At 48.3% G+C, this 18,796-nt stretch carries 11 protein-coding genes; 8 read left to right on the forward strand and 3 right to left on the reverse strand.

The genetic code is table 11. The features are described 5' to 3' along the window. The first annotated feature begins 580 nt into the window (after window positions 1-580). The 4 genes from GO755_RS00455 (at window position 581) to GO755_RS00470 (ending at window position 9,979) form a co-directional block, all read left to right on the forward strand. Window positions 581-3,715, forward strand: coding sequence for a SusC/RagA family TonB-linked outer membrane protein (locus GO755_RS00455; protein ID WP_157582602.1), 3,135 nt, complete (start codon window positions 581-583; stop codon window positions 3,713-3,715). Window positions 3,716-3,748: 33 nt separating this feature from the next. Then, complete coding sequence (locus GO755_RS00460) at window positions 3,749-5,287, forward strand: RagB/SusD family nutrient uptake outer membrane protein (protein ID WP_157582603.1); 1,539 nt, start codon at window positions 3,749-3,751, stop codon at window positions 5,285-5,287. 89 nt (window positions 5,288-5,376) lie between these two features. Next, on the forward strand, window positions 5,377-8,856 hold the full coding sequence (locus GO755_RS00465; protein WP_157582604.1) for a VCBS repeat-containing protein: 3,480 nt from the start codon (window positions 5,377-5,379) through the stop codon (window positions 8,854-8,856). Window positions 8,857-8,998: 142 nt separating this feature from the next. Beyond that, window positions 8,999-9,979, forward strand: a complete 981-nt coding sequence (locus GO755_RS00470; protein WP_157582605.1) for a helix-turn-helix transcriptional regulator — start codon at window positions 8,999-9,001, stop codon at window positions 9,977-9,979. 8 nt (window positions 9,980-9,987) lie between these two features. Here GO755_RS00470 and GO755_RS00475 read toward each other — a convergent pair whose 3' ends face one another. Beyond that, the gene (locus GO755_RS00475; protein ID WP_157582606.1) at window positions 9,988-10,485 is read right to left on the reverse strand and encodes a cupin domain-containing protein; all 498 of its coding nucleotides are present in this window, start codon (window positions 10,483-10,485) and stop codon (window positions 9,988-9,990) included. 300 nt (window positions 10,486-10,785) lie between these two features. On the opposite strand from GO755_RS00475, the gene GO755_RS00480 reads away from it, so the two are divergent. Both GO755_RS00480 and GO755_RS00485 read left to right on the forward strand, forming a co-directional pair. Continuing rightward, on the forward strand, window positions 10,786-11,727 hold the full coding sequence (locus tag GO755_RS00480) for an NAD(P)-dependent alcohol dehydrogenase (RefSeq protein WP_157582607.1): 942 nt from the start codon (window positions 10,786-10,788) through the stop codon (window positions 11,725-11,727). Window positions 11,728-12,065: 338 nt separating this feature from the next. Further along, a complete protein-coding gene (locus GO755_RS00485) occupies window positions 12,066-14,171 on the forward strand; it encodes an outer membrane protein assembly factor BamB family protein (RefSeq protein ID WP_157583270.1) in 2,106 nt (701 codons plus the stop codon). A 240-nt stretch (window positions 14,172-14,411) separates the two neighbouring features. Here the strand turns inward: GO755_RS00485 and GO755_RS00490 are convergent, their stop codons facing one another. Together GO755_RS00490 and GO755_RS00495 are read right to left on the reverse strand one after the other, a co-directional pair. After that, window positions 14,412-15,518 (reverse strand): NADH:flavin oxidoreductase, encoded by a 1,107-nt coding sequence (locus GO755_RS00490; RefSeq protein ID WP_157582608.1) that lies wholly within the window; start codon window positions 15,516-15,518, stop codon window positions 14,412-14,414. Window positions 15,519-15,532: 14 nt separating this feature from the next. Next, window positions 15,533-15,832, reverse strand: coding sequence for an ArsR/SmtB family transcription factor (locus tag GO755_RS00495; RefSeq protein WP_157582609.1), 300 nt, complete (start codon window positions 15,830-15,832; stop codon window positions 15,533-15,535). A 385-nt stretch (window positions 15,833-16,217) separates the two neighbouring features. Here GO755_RS00495 and GO755_RS00500 point away from each other — a divergent pair, with 385 nt between their 5' ends. Both GO755_RS00500 and GO755_RS00505 read left to right on the forward strand, forming a co-directional pair. Next, window positions 16,218-17,609, forward strand: a complete 1,392-nt coding sequence (locus GO755_RS00500) for a sulfatase family protein (protein ID WP_157582610.1) — start codon at window positions 16,218-16,220, stop codon at window positions 17,607-17,609. A gap of 54 nt (window positions 17,610-17,663) precedes the next feature. Continuing rightward, the gene (locus GO755_RS00505) at window positions 17,664-18,752 is read left to right on the forward strand and encodes a pyridoxal phosphate-dependent aminotransferase (protein ID WP_157582611.1); all 1,089 of its coding nucleotides are present in this window, start codon (window positions 17,664-17,666) and stop codon (window positions 18,750-18,752) included. The last annotated feature ends 44 nt before the right edge of the window (window positions 18,753-18,796 follow it).

Raw genomic sequence — 18,796 nt, forward strand, 5'->3', positions numbered from 1 at the left:
TCTAGAAACTTAAAAAAGGGGATCTAAGTATACATCCAGAATGAATTCAAGTTTTACTAAAAGCCTTATTACCATGCATTTTGTCCGCGAAAGGTTTAACTATGATTCTACGGCTTAATGAACATTAAATTAATTTTAAAAATGTAACATAGCCAATGATTCGTGTAACATGCTTTTGCTATGCTTTGCATTATATCAATATAAATTTGTCCTCAATGTCTACAGGTCAAATTAGCCAAATTAAAAAAGTACGCAAGGCTACAAATTGTTGCGGAGAATTTACTGAAAGCCAAAACAAGGCCTGTACTGCTTTAAGTCAAAAATGAGTTGAGTAAAATGTATGTCCGCAGTATGGATAAAAAGAGTACATACCTATTTGTATTGTCTTGATTTGTCAAACTTATAACTACTAAGCCTTCTTCCTTTATCTATGCATAGACGAAAATAGTTCGAATAAAAAAAGTCAGTAATGTTGGCGCATTACTGACTGGTTAATACCCCAATTTTTTCGGCGAGAAAAAACATCCAAAACGGATGCAGGGATTTTTTTGCCTTTGCTAAAAAACAAACCCTTAAAATTATGCGAAATCAATTACAAATTCATGGTTTACTGTTAAAACTCGTACGGCCTGGGCTCCACCTGCTTCTGATCGTTTACTGCCTAATGACAACCGCCTGGGCAAACGGTGCCGATCAACCCGTGACGGGTACTGTATTGGACGAAAAAGGAAGTCCGCTGGTGGGCGTAAATATTCAGATTAAAGGCACAACTCGCGGAACCGCCAGTGATGCTCGGGGTACCTATCGAATTGATGTGCCTAACGGTAACTCTGTACTTGTCTTCAGTTATATAGGGTATAAAAAGCAGGAAATCACGGTGGGTAATCAGTCAGCAATCAACGTATCGCTGGAGGCCGATGCTGGTTCACTTGAAGAAGTGGTAGTGGTGGGATATGGCACTCAAAAGCGGTCTTCCCTGACAGGGGCCGTATCGACCGTTACACCCAAAGAAATAACCGCACTCCCAGTACCAAACGTTGCTTCGGCACTACAAGGACGCGTTCCGGGTGTGTCGGTGGTGAACAACGGCGGACCAGGGTCATCGCCCATCGTGCAAATTCGGGGGATTGGCTCAATTAGTTATGGATCAGGCCCTTTATATGTAATTGACGGCGTACCAACTGGCGATCTAAATAGCTTCAATACGAATGATATTGAATCATTGGAAGTGCTGAAAGATGCCAGTTCAGCCGCTATTTATGGCTCACGGGCAGCTAACGGGGTTATTCTGATTACCACCAAGAAAGGTGGCCGCGACAGTAAAATTCGAGTAACTCTTGATACATATGTCGGCACTCAAAGTGCTAGCCATAAAATTGATGTGCTCAATCGTGATCAGTATGTGCAATATGCCAAGGCGTTGACATCCAATGCCGGAATTGCTCTGCCTTCGCGCTTGAATAATCTGAATACGCCTATCTATGATGGTGCAACCCAAACTTTCGCCCAAACCGAAACCAATTGGCAGAATGAACTTTTCCGAAATGCACCGATTGCGCAGCATCAGCTTTCGTTGTCTGGTGGTAATGCCGTTTCGCGATTCTTTGCTTCGGGTAGTTATTTCAAGCAGGATGGTATTATGCGGGGAACCGATTTCGAACGAGGTTCTTTGCGTCTGAACTCGGATCATCAGATCGCTAAATTCCTGTCCGTTGGACAGACGCTGACAGGGTCTTATAGCAATCAACGCGGTGAAACCACTGGAGATCGTTCGCAACTGATGCACGCGATCCGGATGATGCCGTATTGGCCGACGATGGACCCAACTAAAGTGGGTGGATTCAGTGCTCCTACCGCTGCCGACGGCTCCGATCCGGAGAACCCACTCCGCGCTCCAGCAATGGACGTAACCCGAACGAAGTTTCTAAAAGTCTTTGCCACGGTTTACGCCGACGTTCGATTAACCAGCTTTTTGAAATATCGATTCAATTATGGAGTTGATTTAGGCTTTTCGAATAGTCCCACCTTCAATCCGATCTATAACGATGGGTATGTACAACGGAGTTCGGCTACCGTTTCGCAAACAAACAATACCAATATTGCCCAGACCATTACCAACCAGCTGTCGTTTGATAAGTCGTTTGGCAAACACAATCTGAGCGTCCTGGCTGTTGCTGAAACGCAGAAAGTACTCTCAACGGGCTTGTCCGGATCAGGAACTCGTCCAAATAATGATTTAAATGTGATTCAAGGGGTCAGCAACCCGGCCATTACCAGTACTCGGGCAGAAACGGACCTGATCTCGTATGTTGGTCGTGTCAACTACGATTACGATGGTAAGTATTTGTTAAGTGCCTCAATTCGTCGGGATGGATCGTCACTCTTCGCGCCAGGTAATAAGTGGGGTAACTTCCCATCAGCCTCGGTGGGTTGGCGGATCAATCAGGAAAGCTTTATGAAGGGAGTCCGAAATCTATCTGAGTTGAAACTGCGGGTCAGCTACGGTAAAACTGGTTTCAACGGAATTGCCAACTACGCCTGGCAGTCGCTGGTATCGGCGGATGCTACTGCTTATCCATTCGGGTCTGCCAACAGTCTGGGCTCTTATTTTAACTCATTAGGCAATACGGATTTAAAATGGGAAACTACAGACATGGTCAATGGAGGGATTGATCTTGGCCTGTTTAATAACAAAGTTACGTTTACCGCTGAAGTCTATAACCGGTTTACCGACGGCCTAATTCTGGGTGTTCCCATTCCGAACTCGATCGGATATAGCAATGCGCCCGTGGCCAACATCGGTAGTATGAAAAACTGGGGGTATGAATTCCAGGCGGGTTACAACTACGCAAAAGGTGATTTCCGAGGGAATGTATCGGCCAATATAGGTATCACGCGCAATCGGGTGCTGAGTCTGGCTACGCCTACTGCGTCGATTTACGCGGGGTTAAATGCTGATTATGGCGGTTTTGATATTACCAAAACCGAAGTGGGTCAGCCTATCCAGTCGTTCTATGGCTGGCAGGTGGATGGTATTTTCAAGTCAATCGACGAGGTGTATAGTGCTCCTGCTCAGAACCGGGCCGCTACCCGAGATGCGGATAATCCCGCCAAAAACACATCGGCTGGCGACATTCGCTTCAAAGACCTCAACGGAGATGGTAAAATCGACGCCAATGATCGGACCTACCTGGGGAGTTACCTGCCGAAATTTAATTACGGTGCAAATTTCTCCGGTACGTACAAAAACTTCGATTTCACGCTGTATTTGCAGGGAACCTACGGCAACAAGATTTATAACGGAACGAAAGTCGTGACGCAGGGTATGCTTCGGTTGTTTAACGCGGGTACGGCTGTACTAAATGCCTGGACACCAACCAACATGAATACAGATATACCCCGAGCCGTCAGTGGTGATCCTAACAACAACAGCCGGACATCAGATCGATTTATTGAAGATGGCTCCTACATGCGGGTTAAAAACCTAACGATTGGTTATTCGATTCCAACTAAAGCCCTGGGTAGTTTGACTAGTGGTGTTGTGAACAAAGTTCGAGTGTATGTGTCGAGCCAAAACCTGTTAACCCTAACGAAATACACGGGCTATGATCCGGAAATTGGTTCCCGCAATGGCACCCTGCTCAGAAGTGGTATCGACTACGCTAACTACCCACAAGCGCGCACCTTACTAGCTGGTCTTCAGATAACTTTCTAACTGATTTTAACGAACTTAATGCATACTTTTTCTATGAAAAGGCACTATATCTCAATCGGAGTTTTGCTCTTGGGCCTGGTCATTGGGTGTAATGAAAAAAACCTGGATCAGCTCAACCCAAACGCTGTTACGACGGATAGTTATTTCCAGACCGATCTGCAAATCAAGAGTGCGATCAATGGAGTTTATGCTGCTCTTCAATCTACCAACCTGGTAGCTCGGGAGTGGTTCTTCACCAACGATATGCGTTCTGATGATGTGTCGGCGGGCGGAGGACAGCTCGAAACGCCCCGGAACCAACTGCTCACAGGGGTACATGATACCGGAAATTCGGTAGTAGGCTCCGTCTGGACTGGAGCTTATCGGGTCATCCATCGGGCCAACGTAGTAATCGATAAGGCGGCAGCTGCCAAAACTCTAACGGCGGCTGTGTCTACGCAAGCCGTTGGCGAAGCCAAATTTCTGCGAGCCTGGTCTTATTTCGAGCTGGTCAGTATGTGGGGTGGAGTTCCACTCTATAAAAATTACGTTACGTCGGTAGCAGGCGCATTGCCCCGTTCATCTGAAGCCGATGTATATGCGTTTATTATCGCTGATTTGAAAGCGGCTCAGGATGCGTTGCCAGCTACCTACGATGCAGCCAATCAGGGACGTGCGACCAAAGGAGCAGCTCAGATGTTGCTGGCACGGGTGTATTTGCAACAGGGAGACTATACCAATGCGAAAACTGAGCTTCAGAAAATAATAAGCTCGGGTAATTATGCGCTAGTCGATGAATACAATGATAATTTCATCGAGGAGACGGAATTTAATAAAGAGTCAATTTGGGAAGTGAACTTCCTGCCATCGGGTGGGAGTTTCAACTGGAATGGCGATGCCGATGGCGCTTCGGCAGGTGAAGAAACCGTACGGACGCAGGAATATTCGGGTATTGGCTGGCGGAACATTATTCCGTCGAACAGCCTGCTGGCTGAGTTTGAACGGCCCAGCAAAGGCGATGCAAAACTCGACCCTCGCTATGCAAAATCGTTCTATACCACGGGCGATAAGTTTAACAAGGATCAAAATACCTTGACGGATGATCTGCAAAATGGATTTAGTTCAACCGTAGATGGTAAGACGCAGAAAGTAAGCTGGCGAAAATTTACGCTGATGTACAAAGCAGGTGTGTCGACCACGGGTGGCATCAATCAGCGGATTATGCGCTATGCCGAAACACTACTGGCCATGGCCGAGTGCGAAAACGAATTGGGTAATCTGGCAAGTGCAGTTACGTACCTGAATATGACCCGCGCCCGTTCCAGTGTGGCTATGCCAGCTTATCCAACGGCTAATTATCCCGTTTCGACGAAAGATCAGGTTTTCGCTGCAATTGTGCACGAGCGTCGGGTTGAATTAAGTGGGGAAGAAATTCGGAACCGGGATATTTTGCGCTGGCGCAAGCTGGGTAAACTAAAAACCGAACCTATTGCTTATTTTCAGAAAGGCAAACACGAGCTGTTACCGATTCCCCAACAGGAGATTGATAATAACCCGAATATCGGCCTGAAAGGCCAGAACCCTGGTTATTAAGTAGTTTTGTAAATGGTGATTTTATCAGACAATGGCACCGGAGCTTCTGGTGTCATTGGTCTTTTATCGGAAATTAACAGCCAATTTCTATGAGACGGTTGTGGACAGGAAGTATCTGGATCGGTTTGTTGAGTAGCCTGTTGATGGCTTGTCAGCAGACAAGTCCGACCCGGTTTGAGCGACTTTCCAGCGATCATACGCACGTAACCTTTACCAATGCGTTAACCCCTTCCGAACAGTTGAATGGTTTCACGTTCACCAACTTTTACAACGGTGGGGGCGTAGGCGTAGGCGATGTCAACAACGATGGCTTTACCGATCTAATCTTTACGGGCAACCAGGTTAGTTGTCAATTATATCTAAATCAGGGGAAGCAAGGGACAGATGCCTTTCAGTTTGAGGACATTACCCAAACGGCCGGGCTAACTACTAATCGCTGGTGTTCAGGTGTTTCGATGATTGACATTAATCAGGACGGTTGGCTTGATGTGTATATCTCCGTTGCCAGCCACCCAGCGTTAAAGCATTCGGAGAATCTGTTATTTGTCAATCAGGGATTAAAATCAGGAAAGCCAGTTTTTAAGGAAATGGCTGCCGAATACGGTTTGGCTGATCCTGCCTTCACGACCCAATCCGCTTTTTTTGACTATGATCTCGATGGTGATCTGGATGTATTCCTTCTCAACACAGCTCCCGATTTTCAGAATCCTGCCCACGTTCGTCCAGTCGTGTCTGATGGATCACATCCGAGTACGGGTAAACTATATCGAAACGAAGGCGCTGGGTCACAGGGGCACCCTGTTTTTATCGATGTGTCGAAAGAAGCGGGGATTACGTATGATGAACTGGGGTTAGGTGTGGTGATAAGTGATTTGAACAAAGATGGCTATCCCGATATATACTGCTCCAATGATTTTGCCAGTAGTGATATCCTGTACCTAAACGATGGGAAAGGCCACTTTACCAATGTCATCAAGCAAGCAATGGCTCACACTAGTATGTACGGTATGGGCGTCGATGCGGCTGATCTGAATAACGATGCTCTGCCTGATCTGATGCAGCTGGACATGCTTCCCAAAGAAAATAACCGGCTCAAAATGATGCTGGGGGGGCAAGATTATGACCGCAAGCAGATGAGCGTTTCTCCCCAGTTTGGGCATCAGATGCAGTACATGCGCAACTGTCTTCAGATGAACCTGGGAGTAGTTTCGCAGGGGGCAGGGAGCAGTGAACAGGGAGCAAAAATCGTTGGCCAACCTATCTCAAACGCTAGACCGTCTGCCCCGAGCCCCGAGCCCCATGCTCCATCCCCCTTATTTTCTGAAGTTGGCTTGATGGCTGGTGTGGCGCAAACGGACTGGAGCTGGGCGACCTTACTGGCTGATTTTGATAATGATGGCTGGAAGGATATGTACATTACAAACGGGTACCGAAAAAACGTAACCGACCGTGATTTTATCACCTTTACCGAAGACTTCTCCGGCTTTGGTACGACCGAGTACAATACGAAAAAACGCCTGGAGCTGCTCGATAAAGTGCCTGAGATTCCACTGGCTCATTATGCGTTTCGAAATAAGGGAGATGGTTCATTCGATGATGTGTCCCAGAATTGGGGGCTCCATGATGAGTCGTATGCAAACGGAGCTGCCTACGCTGATTTTGATAACGATGGAGACCTGGATTTAGTCGTTAATAACGTAGATGGGGAAGCCTATGTGTATCGAAATCAGACTCGCGAGCAAGAACCAACAAAACATTATTTAACGATCGCCCTACAAGGCGATTCACTAAATCGTCAGGGGGTTGGAACGACGATAACGCTATGGGCAGGGGGGGGGATGCAATTTGGTGAACAGTCAATGGTTCGCGGGTATTTATCATCCATAGAACCCAGATTGCATTTTGGCTTGGGTAACCACCGTAAAATTGATTCGTTGCGCGTCAGATGGCCTGATGGGCGCGTGGAAGTTCAGCGAAATGTACCTACTGATCAGCGTATTACACTCATTTATGCACATAGTAAGACGGCTAATAAGCCCAATTTACCTGATCTTACTAAACCGTTATTTGTGGATGTAACGAGTGATTATTCCATCGATTTTGTGCATACTGAGTCAGACTTTGTTGATTTCAAACAGACTGCAGCTATGCATAAAATGCTGTCTCGTTCGGGCTTTGCACTAGCGGTTGGCGACGTCAACGGCGACGGTTTAGACGATTGCTTTCTTGGAAGTTCTTACCGCGGAAGTTCGGCCTGCCTTTTCTGGCAAACAACGGGAGGAGGATTTACAAAACGACCGTTTCCTGCAGGAACCGATCAGGAAGCGACAAGCGCCTTGTTTTTTGATGCTGACGGGGATACTGACCTGGATTTATACGTAGTGTACGGAAGTAATGAGCGCCCCGAGACCGAGAGAGCCTTTTATCAGGATCAGTTGTACCTCAACAATGGGAAAGGGGATTTCAGTCTGTCGCCGGCAGGGACTTTACCCGATGTTTCCGGTAGTGGTTCCTGCGTGGTCGCTACTGATTTTGATAAAGATGGCGATCAGGATTTGTTTGTCGGTGGCCGTCAAATACCCGGAAAATATCCGTTGCCGGCCCGGAGTTACTTGCTTCGAAATGATCGGACTTCGCAGGGGAGCCGCTTTGTTGATGTTACGGAGCAGCTATGTCCCCAACTGTTGCAGGCTGGTCTGGTTTGCTCAGCACTATGGTCTGATTATGACCAGGATGGCTGGGCCGATCTGATGTTGGCAGGTGAATGGATGCCCTTGACCATTTACAAAAACAATAAGGGATCATTTGGACCCACCTTGCCAATCCAAATCCCCAATTCATCGGGGTGGTGGAACTGTATCGCGCAGGGCGATTTCGATCACGATGGTGATCTGGACTATATTGCTGGAAACGAAGGCTTGAATACGCTCTACCAAGCTTCCGGGAAGGAGCCCGTTACGCTACTTGCGAAGGATTTTAATAACGACGGCACCATGGATCCGCTTATGGGCTACTTTATCAATGGTGTGTGTTATCCGGCCGTACCGCGCGATGCCCTGAATCAGCAGGTTATTCAGTTCCGACGAAAATACCAGCGATTTGCAGATTACGCAGCTGTTACATTTGATGAACTATTCTCTAATGACGATCGGAAAGGGGCTTACCAGGTGCAGGCAACCTATCTGGAAAGTGCTTATATTGAAAATCTGGGTCAGGGTAAATTTGCGCTTCATGCCTTACCAAGGCTCGCTCAAGTCGCTCCGGTGTACGGTATTGTCGTTGATGATTTCAACGAAGACGGCCAACTGGATGTCGTATTAACTGGCAATTTTTATCCAAACGAAGTAAACATGGGCCGCGAAGATGCCTCCGTAGGTGCTGTGTTGCTGGGTGATGGCCATGGTCACTGGAAACCGCTTAACCCTATAGAAAGCGGGTTACTAATTCGAGGAGACGCCCGATCATCTAAATTGCTTGTCGGACCGAATCAAACAACGTATCTAATCACCGCCATTAATTCGCAAGGATTAAGATTAAATCGCTGTATACGACGAAAGCATGTTAACTAATCAACTCAGATACATACTAGCCCCTATTGCTGACAGTTGCTTTGTTTCACCTACGTATACTTATTTCCTAATCTAAATCTGTAAGTATAAATTACGGTTGTGAATTATTGCTAAATAGTTAGCAACCTACACCCGTATTGGCATGATATTCAGTTTTACTGCCACACCCGATTTTGACTTTTTGACTTACTTTGCCCGGTACATACAAGCAACGGTGCAGAACGGCCTGCTGGTGATACCGGATCATCTAGGACAGGGCCATATACGCAAGCTAGATTTCGGGTCGGACTTCAAGATCACGATACACAGGTACTTGCTCAAGGAAGATCTGATCATCAACCGGAAAACATCCGGCCAGGGAAACGATCTGATCACTGTCTTTTTTTATAGCAATGAGCAAGCCCTTGAGATCGCTTACAATGATCACCCTCAGGTTCTGTTTTCGCAACGCGATGAGTCGGCTATCCAGGTCACCTCCAACGATCTGAGCTCAACCATTCGTTTTCCCGCCCATCAAACGATTCATTACGTGGTTATCGCCATAAAGCCGCCTAGTTTAGCCAAATTATTAGCTGTCAGCAACCCCAATTCGGTACTTCAAACCATTACCGGCAACGGCAATTCCTTTCTTTTTTTCGAAAGCATGGCCGCCGAGACCAAGCTGCTGCTTAAAAACCTGGCCGCCGTGGACATGAATGATCCCTTGAGCCACTTCTACATGCAGATCAGGGTGCAGGAGCTACTCTATCTGGTATTCCATAAATTGGCCTTACGGGAAAACGCTCCCTATCAAACCATCAACAGCGCCGATGCGGAAAGACTCTTGTACGTACGGAATGAGATCATTAGCGACCTGAGTTTGCCTCCGGTAATCCGTGAACTGGCTCAGGTCGCTGCCATGAGCGAAACCAAACTAAAACAGCTTTTCAAACAAACATTTGGCACCACGATCTACAATTATTACCAGCAAGCCCGAATGGAAGAAGCCGCCTTCCTGTTGAAACAGGGCAGGCATTCCGTTGCTGAGGTTGGCTATGAACTGGGCTTTTCCAATCTGAGTCACTTCAGCCGACTCTTTGAAAAACATTATGGTCTAAACCCGAAGCGGTACTCCTCTTCGTAACATGCTATTTATCCCAAGTAATCGGGAGGGAATACTTGCTGACCATACTTTTCAGCAGTAGCCTGTAATTGTTTAATAGTTGCCTCATCAAAATGCGGTGGAGGAAGGAACTGGCCAACTGCAACAGGGTGGCCAATCTCCTCGAAGAACGTTTCCAGACCGGCAGGTACCACCGTGCAAAGCAAATGCGCAGTTTGCTGCGTCTTATTGGTAAAGCCGTGCACTACGCCCCCTTTCGGAATGGTAATAAACGATCCTTTGGTCGCTATATAGTTACCAAACTCGGATTTAACCTCGATTTCGCCTTCGATCACGTAAAAAGATTCGTCAAAATTGGCATGGGCATGCGGTCCTGGTCCACCACCGGGAGGGATAAGCATGTCAATCGTAGCGAAAGCTCCTGCAGTGTCTTTTCCGCCGATCAGGATTCGGTAAGTGTCCCCCACAACGGAAACGCTTTTTCCCTCTTCAGGGCCCACTGTAAACGGTTTTTTGTGATTTTCCATATTAGTTGATTTAAATACGCCACAAATCTCGGTCGACTCCCTGTTGAAAAATATTCCGATGGGACAGTAAATCAGTCCCATCGGACAAACTAAATCATACAGTTTACAGAGCTATATACGAATAAGATAAGAGCGCTTTACAAGTATTTATCCTGATTGACTTGAACTTGTCGGATTCGACTGTTTTTTCGGCTTTTTGCGCTATTTACAGTTCGTTATAAGGCCCAATTTTGCTGTGTAAAAAGCTCGACGCCTTTTTCAATGACCGGGCTTTTTGTTCAACCTAAAACACGCATAATCATGAGAAAAGTAATTTATAACCAGTTTGGAGACGAAAGCGTGCTGGAGTTAACCGAGCAAGCGGTGCCAGGTATCCAGAAGGATCAACTGCTGATCCGGGTGAAAGCGATTTCCATTAATCCCCTGGACTGGAAGGTGTATGGTGGAGAAATGAAATTGATGTCGGGATCTAAATTTCCTAAATCGGTGGGCATCGATTTCTCGGGTATTGTCGAACAAACTGGCAGCACTGTTACACGCTTTAAGGCGGGGGATGCGATAGTTGGCTTACTAGACGTATTTAAAGGTGGAGCCCTGGCAGATTATGTTGCAGTCAAAGAGACTGATATTGCTCCAAAACCGGCCAATCTCTCGTTTGAGCAGGCAGCAGCTCTACCCGTAACCGGACTGTCGGCCATGCAGATCATAGATCAGTTGGCCGCGGTTGGTTCTAATCAGGACATATTGATCAACGGTGCTACTGGTGGAATTGGCGTATTTGCAGTGCAGATTGCCAAAAAGCGCGGTGCCAGAGTGACAGCGGTTGTTAGTACGAAAGGCGTTGCAGCAGCAAAACAATGGGGTGCGGATACCATAGTCGACTACACCAGGCAAGATATCAGGCTGTTAGGTCAACAGTTCGACGCGGTTATTGATCTATCCACCAAGCTTTCCTTTGCCGATGCAAAGACCCTAATGAAAAAAAGATCCGTCTTTATCACTACGCTTCCTTCCCCGTTGACGCTCATTTACTCGTTCATTAACAATCTTTTTTCCGGAAAAAAACTCAAAGTTCTGATCTTGAAATCTACGGCTGAAGGGCTTAATACGTTAACTAAACTAGCTGAAGCAGGTCTGCAGATCGTGCTGGATAAGACGTACCTGGTCACTAACGTCAGGGAAGCCTATCAGGAAGCCAGTCAGGGCAGTATTATTGGGAAGTCGGTGATTGTTCTTAATTGATGTCAGCCTTCGCGGTTGAACACTTGACGACTACAAAGAATTGGAAACTCACCATGATGATCCTGAATTTCGGGCCTGATACTATAAAAAGGGACTTAAAACCCGCATTGAGGAAACCCGAAAAGTAATTGACGGATTAAGAAACTCGTTAGCCAATCGGTAAAGGCCTTCCATTAACTGTGGAAAACACCACGACCCACCAGAAAAACGGGATGTAGTGCGGGCTATTACAAGGTAACGCCGACAGGATTTTGGGTGCCCCTGAGTCACATAAACCCAGAGGTCACTGCAACTTTCGACCATTTTGCGTTCATTTGTACGTTCCTAAAAACCTACTCATGAAACGGTTCTCCTACCCCGCCTTACTCCTGACCATTGGTCTGCTCAGCCTCACCGATAAACCCGCCACTACCGACTGGCCCGAATACAACGGAGGGGCAGATCGCAACCATTTTTCACCACTCACGCAGCTAAATACTGGCAACGTGGCGGGCTTGCAGGTCGCCTGGGAATATGCGTCGGGCGGAGTCGATACGCTCAAAAACAACACCCAGATTCAATGTAACCCGCTCATCATCGGCGGGGTGCTGTATGGTGTTTCGGCGGGGTCCCAGGCCTTTGCGCTCGATGCGGCCACGGGCAAGCAGCTTTGGAAAACAGCCTTCACCGATGATACCTTCGCCATGAATAGCCGGGGCGTTACCTACTGGACTGATGGACGGGAGGCCCGGATTTTCTTCGCCTACGGCTCGCTGCTCTACGCCCTCGACGCCCGAACGGGAAAACCGGTGTCCAGTTTTGGGAAAGGCGGAAAAATCAACTTAAAAGAAGGCCTCGCTCGTCCCGGAGCCGACGAGTACGTAGTGAGCAACACGCCGGGCGTGGTCTATAAAAATCTGCTCATCATGGGCCACCGGGTGTCGGAGATCGCACCTGCCCTGCCGGGTGATGTGCGCGCCTACGACCTGCATACGGGTCGGCTCGTCTGGACGTTTCACACCATTCCACATCCCGGCGAGTATGGGGCCGACACCTGGCCCAAAGACGGTTACCGTAACTTCGGGGGAGCCAACAACTGGATGGGCATGGCCATCGACCGGCAGCGCGGCATTGTGTATGTACCTACGGGGACTGCGGCATTCGATTTATACGGGAGTACACGGCCCGGCCAGAACCTGTTCGGCAATAGCCTTATAGCCCTCGACGCGGCCACGGGCAAGCGGCTCTGGCATTTCCAGACGATCCACCACGACATCTGGGACCGCGATATTCCGGCTCCACCCAATTTATTCACCGTCGTTCATGGTGGCAAAAAGGTGGATGCCGTTTCGGTTTTATCCAAACAGGGCTTCCTGTTTGTCTTCGATCGGGTCACGGGTAAGCCCCTGTTTCCGATTGAGGAACGACCCATGCCCGCTTCCACCGTTCCTGGGGAAAAAGCCTGGCCCACCCAGCCGATTCCCCTCAAACCCGCGCCTTTTACTCGGCAATCGTTTTCTGAAAGCGATATTAACAGCTTTGTAACTGACCGTGACACGGTTCTGGCCCAGCTCAGGCGCTGGCAATCGGGTGCACAGTTCATTCCCCTTCCACTAAGCCCCAACCGGACCGTGTTTTTTCCCGGCACCGACGGTGGCGCACAGTGGGGCGGGGCAGCGGTGGATGAAGCCGGCATTATGTACGTTCCCTCCAAGCAAATTCCAGTCACCATGGGCCTAGTTCCAACCCCCAACGGTTCGTTGACAGCCGGGGCCGTTGACCGCACCGGTAGCCAACTCTACCAAGCCCACTGTGCCAACTGCCACGGGCAAAACCGCGAAGGCAGTCACGACGGGACCTATCCGGCCCTGATCAGCATTTCTCAAAAACGCAATGAGACATCCGTGGCGCAGGTTTTGGCCAAAGGCCAGGGCATGATGCCTGCATTCACAAACCTGAAGGCGGCTGAGCGAAAGGCCATCGTGGATTTTTTGTTCGGTAAAACAACGTCCGTCGCCAGCACCGCAGGCCTTAACACGTCGCCCTACCACCACACCGGGTTTACCCGCTGGTACGACCGGGCCGGGTACCCTGTGAGCCGCCCACCCTGGGGCACGCTGACGGCGATCGACCTGAATACGGGCGAACACCGTTGGCAAGTCCCGCTGGGTGAGTACCCCGAACTGGTGGCGAAGGGATTGCCCCCGACTGGCACCGACAACTATGGTGCCCCGGCCGTCACGGCGGGCGGGTTGCTCTTCATCGCTTCCTCCCGCGACGAATTGATTCGGGCTTTCGACCGCAAAACGGGTCGTGAACTCTGGCGCGCCAAACTGCCAGCTGCCGGGTATGCTTCGCCGAGTACCTACGCCGTCAATGGCAAGCAATACGTGGTGATTGCCTGCGGGGGAGGTAAACTCAAAACGAAGTCGGGGGACCGGTACGTAGCGTTTGCATTGCCGTAATCAGGTATTTCGGCGTTGAGAGGTTGTCTAATGTCTCATGAGAACCAGGAATCTTCCTGAAAATTTTCCAAAGTTTTCCTAAGCGATTATTGAATAGAAGGAAAGAGTATTAAAGGCTTTCCTAATAACATTGTTTGCTGATTTATAGTCTGTTATAGGGCTATTTTTAAATAGAAAAAGCTCCGTTTGGAGCTTTTTCTATATGGATTGTGAATAAACTAATTGCGATGTATCAAAAACTTATTCCAGTATCAGTTCGGTAAGAGCTTCCTTGCTAAAACCTCTCAATTCACTAGTCTGATCTGTTTTTATTTTAGCTACCCAATTGGGGTCAGCCAGGATCGGCCTGCCGACAGCAACAAGGTCAAAATCACCCCGATCCATCCGTCTGTTAAGTTCATCCAGGGAGGCAGGTTGTGAGCTTTCGCCCGCAAAAGCTGCGAAGAACTCGCCCGTAAGGCCCACCGAACCCACCGTGATTGTAGTTTTGCCGGTCAGCTTTTTTGCCCAGCCAGCAAAGTTAAGATCCGACTCATCGAATTCGGGTTCCCAGAAACGACGTTGTGAACAGTGAAGCACATCGACGCCTGCATTCACTAACGGCTGAAGCCAGGCCTCCATTTCCTGCGGTGTTTTAGCCAGCTTATAGGTATAGTCGGCGGGTTTAAATTGAGACAGCCTGATGATCACAGCAAAATCCTCACCTACCTGTTTTCTAACTTCTTTAATCACGTCTGTGGCAAAACGCGTACGCTCGGCAAGGGTTTTACCGCCATAGACGTCAGTACGTAAATTGGTCGCATCCCAAAAAAACTGGTCGATCAGGTAGCCATGCGCTCCGTGAAGTTCGACACAGTCAAAACCGGCTTTTTTAGCGTCGGCAGCAGCTTTGCCGTAGGCCAGAATCGTGTCGTCAATGTCTTTTTGGGTCATGGTCGTGCCATTGGTGAAGCCGGGTCGATTGAGCCCCGACGGCCCTTCAAATGGCACTGGCGGCACCCACCCAGATCGATGGTTAGCCATAATGCCCATATGCCAGATTTGCGGACCCATTTGGCCACCTTTAGCATGGACTTCGTCAATAACATGTTGCCAGCCAGCCAATGCTTCCTGACCATAGAAATGCGGTACGTTAGCATCATTGGAGGCCGAAGGGCGGTCAATAACAGTTCCTTCCGATAAAATCAGACCTACTTGCCCTTCGGCTCGTTTCTGATAATAGGCAGCTACCTTTTCAGTGGGTATGCCATTTGGTGAAAACGAGCGCGTCATCGGGGCCATGACAATACGGTTCCTTAAATTCAGTGTTTTTAACTGAAATGGACTAAACAAACTCTGGGTACTCATCTTTTCAGGTTGTATTATAACGTAGTAGAAATAAGTTTACTTAATCGCTCAAAGGCCGCTTCGTCGCGTTTGTAATAGGTCCATTGTCCCTTGCGAGTGGCCTTAACAAATCCGGCACGTTGCAGAATTGAGAGATATTCGGAAACTGTTGACTGGGTCAGGTTGGCCTTCGCCTGTAGCTGTCCGACACATATACCCTGGTCATAGCCATATTCTTTCTGGCCCGGAAAATTAATTTCGGGCTCTTTGAGCCATTCCAACATTTGCAGCCGTGTCTGATTGGCCAGCGCTTTAAAGATATCAACCTGCTCCATGTGACAAATATATCGACTTTTCCCGATATGTAGAAATGAGTAGTGTTTAAAAAATGAATGCTTGTCAAGACGTTTCGGAGGCTGTCTTAAGTTGAAATCATTTGGACGTTTTTCGGAGAGATTTTAATCGTAATATTTTCTCTATCCTATAGATTCTGTTGATTTACTAGAAGGTATAGTATTTCTTTGTCACTTTAGTTTAAGTGACCATTTGTGATATGACTGCACTTGAAATTCCTATAAACTCTATAGGATTTATTGTTTTTTTGTCGGATGAGTTACGAAACCCTGACTACCGACCTGAAAACAAAGCTTCGGGTAGAGATTCAGGCGTGCAAAGACAATGAAGCCCACCAAATTCTGAACAATAAACTGTAACTACTGTATGATTCACTACGCAAAAAAACTCGCTTGCTTTAGCCTCCTTTTTAGTTTGTTTACCTCGTTTGCAAACGCGCAGACGAACCGAACGCCGAATATCATTATCATTCTGGCCGATGACTTGGGCTATGGCGATTTAGGCAGCTACGGCCACCCGACGATACGGACGCCCAACCTCGACAAAATGGCGCTGGAAGGCACCCGGTTTACCCAGTTTTATGTAGCAGCCAACGTGTGTACACCCAGCCGGGCTGCCTTACTGACGGGGCGATTGCCCGTTCGAAGTGGAATTTTTGGGAAGCGTGGCGTTTTCTTTACCAATTCGGCGAATGGTCTGCCCCACAACGAGATCACCATTGCCGAGGCCTTGAAAACTAAAGGGTATCAGACGGCACTGGTAGGCAAATGGCATCTGGGCTCCCAGCCTGAATATCTGCCCCTGCAACATGGGTTCGATTATTATTTCGGACTTCCGTATTCGAATGATATGGGCAAGGTGGGATCTGTGCCCAATATGACCAATCAGAATCCGCCCCTGCCTTTGTACCGGAATAACGAAGTCATTGAAACCGAACCCGACCAACGACTGCTGACCAAACGCTACACAACTGAGGTGGTTGGTTTCATAAAAAAGAACAAAGCCAAGCCATTCTTTTTATACTATGCCAGCCCATTTCCGCACGTACCCTTGTATGCATCGAGTGACTTTTCTGGTAAGAGTAAGCGCGGTTTGTATGGCGATGTCGTCGAAGAGCTGGACTGGAGCGTGGGCCAGATATTTGCTACGCTTCGAGAGCAGAAACTGGACAAAAACACGCTTGTTATTTTCCTGAGCGATAACGGTCCCTGGCAGATGAAAGCACTTGCGCCGGGAACGGGCGGCTCGGCCGGATTGCTTTATGAAGCCAAAGGATCTACCTACGAAGGCGGCATGCGCGTACCGGCTATTGCCTGGGGTTCCGGCCTCGTTCAACCCAATACAGTATCCTCGGCCATTGTTACATCGATGGACCTCTATCCAACGATTCTACACCTGGCCAACGCTGAATTGCCTACCGATCGAACCCTTGACGGAGCCGACATTCAGGAATTGTTGAGTGGAAAGAAAGCAAGCGTAACAGACGTCGTTTATTTCTATGATTCGGATCGGCTGCACGCCATTCGCAAAGGTCCCTGGAAAGCGCATTTTATTACCCATCCGTCCTACTCAGCCGAAGCGCCAGTACCCCATGATCCACCCTTATTGTATAATCTAGAAGCTGACCCTTCAGAAAAGTTTGAGGTTGGAAATGAACATCCAGAGGTCATTGACGACTTAAAGAAGGCCTACGAAAAACACAAGGCCGGTATTAAGCCAGTGCCTCCATTGCTCGATGCTATCATTCCTGTAAAGTAGCTGGACAAGCAACCTTTTGATAATTCCGAACACGTTGTCAAACACAGTAATTGTATGCATAAATTCATCGCTTTTCTGGTATGCTTTGGCCTTGCTACCGGAGTAAGGGCACAGTCATCGAGTAATCTTGGGCAAAAGTCGATCGTCCAGCTATCCCTTAACGAAAACCCATACGGCCCTCCAGCGGGTGTGAATCAGGCGATTGAAAAGGAGTTAAAGCAGTTGGCACGGTATACGGGTAATGAAGGGGCAGAACTGGTGGCGGCTATTGCTAAACGCGAGGGTGTCGATCCAGATCAGATTATTCCCGGAGAAATTCTTGATCAATTGGGTCTTTATCTTGGCCTGAAGGGCGGTCCAGGCGGGGAGTTTATTTATTCTGTTCCGGGCTATCCGGTTTTGGTTAACGCAGCCGCCAGGGTAGGAGGACGTGTCGTTGCCGTTCCACTTTCGGATCGGAAAGAAAATGACCTAATAGCCATTGCCGGACAGATCAACGATCGAACGCAGGCTATTTTTCTGGTCAATCCCCACAATCCATCGGGTACCGTCAGCGATAAGCAGGTTTTTCATGCGTTTTTGCACGAAGCGTCTAAACGAGCGCTGGTCATTATTGATGAGGCCTATCTTGAATTTACCGACGATTTTACCGGACGAACAGCCATCACCAACCTTAAACAGGGGGATAATGTGATGGTCTTCCGAACGTTCGCAAAAGCCTACGGTCTGGCAGGTCTTTCCATCGGGTACGCCGTTGCGTCCAAGCCATTAGTCGCTTACTTACAGGCTCAGGGCTTGGGCAATGTACATGATTTAAATCGACTGTCAGTTATAGCGACACTGGCTGCCTTTAGGGATAGTACATTTATTTCTCGAGTCAATCAGGCGATCACCGCCGAACGAGCCAAATGGAATACCGTCCTGGACAAGTTGGGCATTTCTCATACAAATTCGCAGGCCAATTTTGTTTACATCGATCTACAGAAGCCCTATGAGGAAGTAGCCGCCCGGTTTACCCAACAGGGGATACAGATTGGTCGGGCTTTTGCGCCTTATAACACCTGGGTTCGGATAACCATTGGTTTGCCTGAGGAAAACGTCAAAGCTCAGGCTGTTGTACGGCAGCTTTGGGCGTCAAAATAGAAAGCCATAAGGTTTCCGACTACCAATCGTTAGCAACCTTAAAA

Origin of the sequence: Spirosoma arboris (assembly GCF_009754945.1) — a bacterium.
Lineage (GTDB): Bacteria > Bacteroidota > Bacteroidia > Cytophagales > Spirosomataceae > Spirosoma > Spirosoma arboris.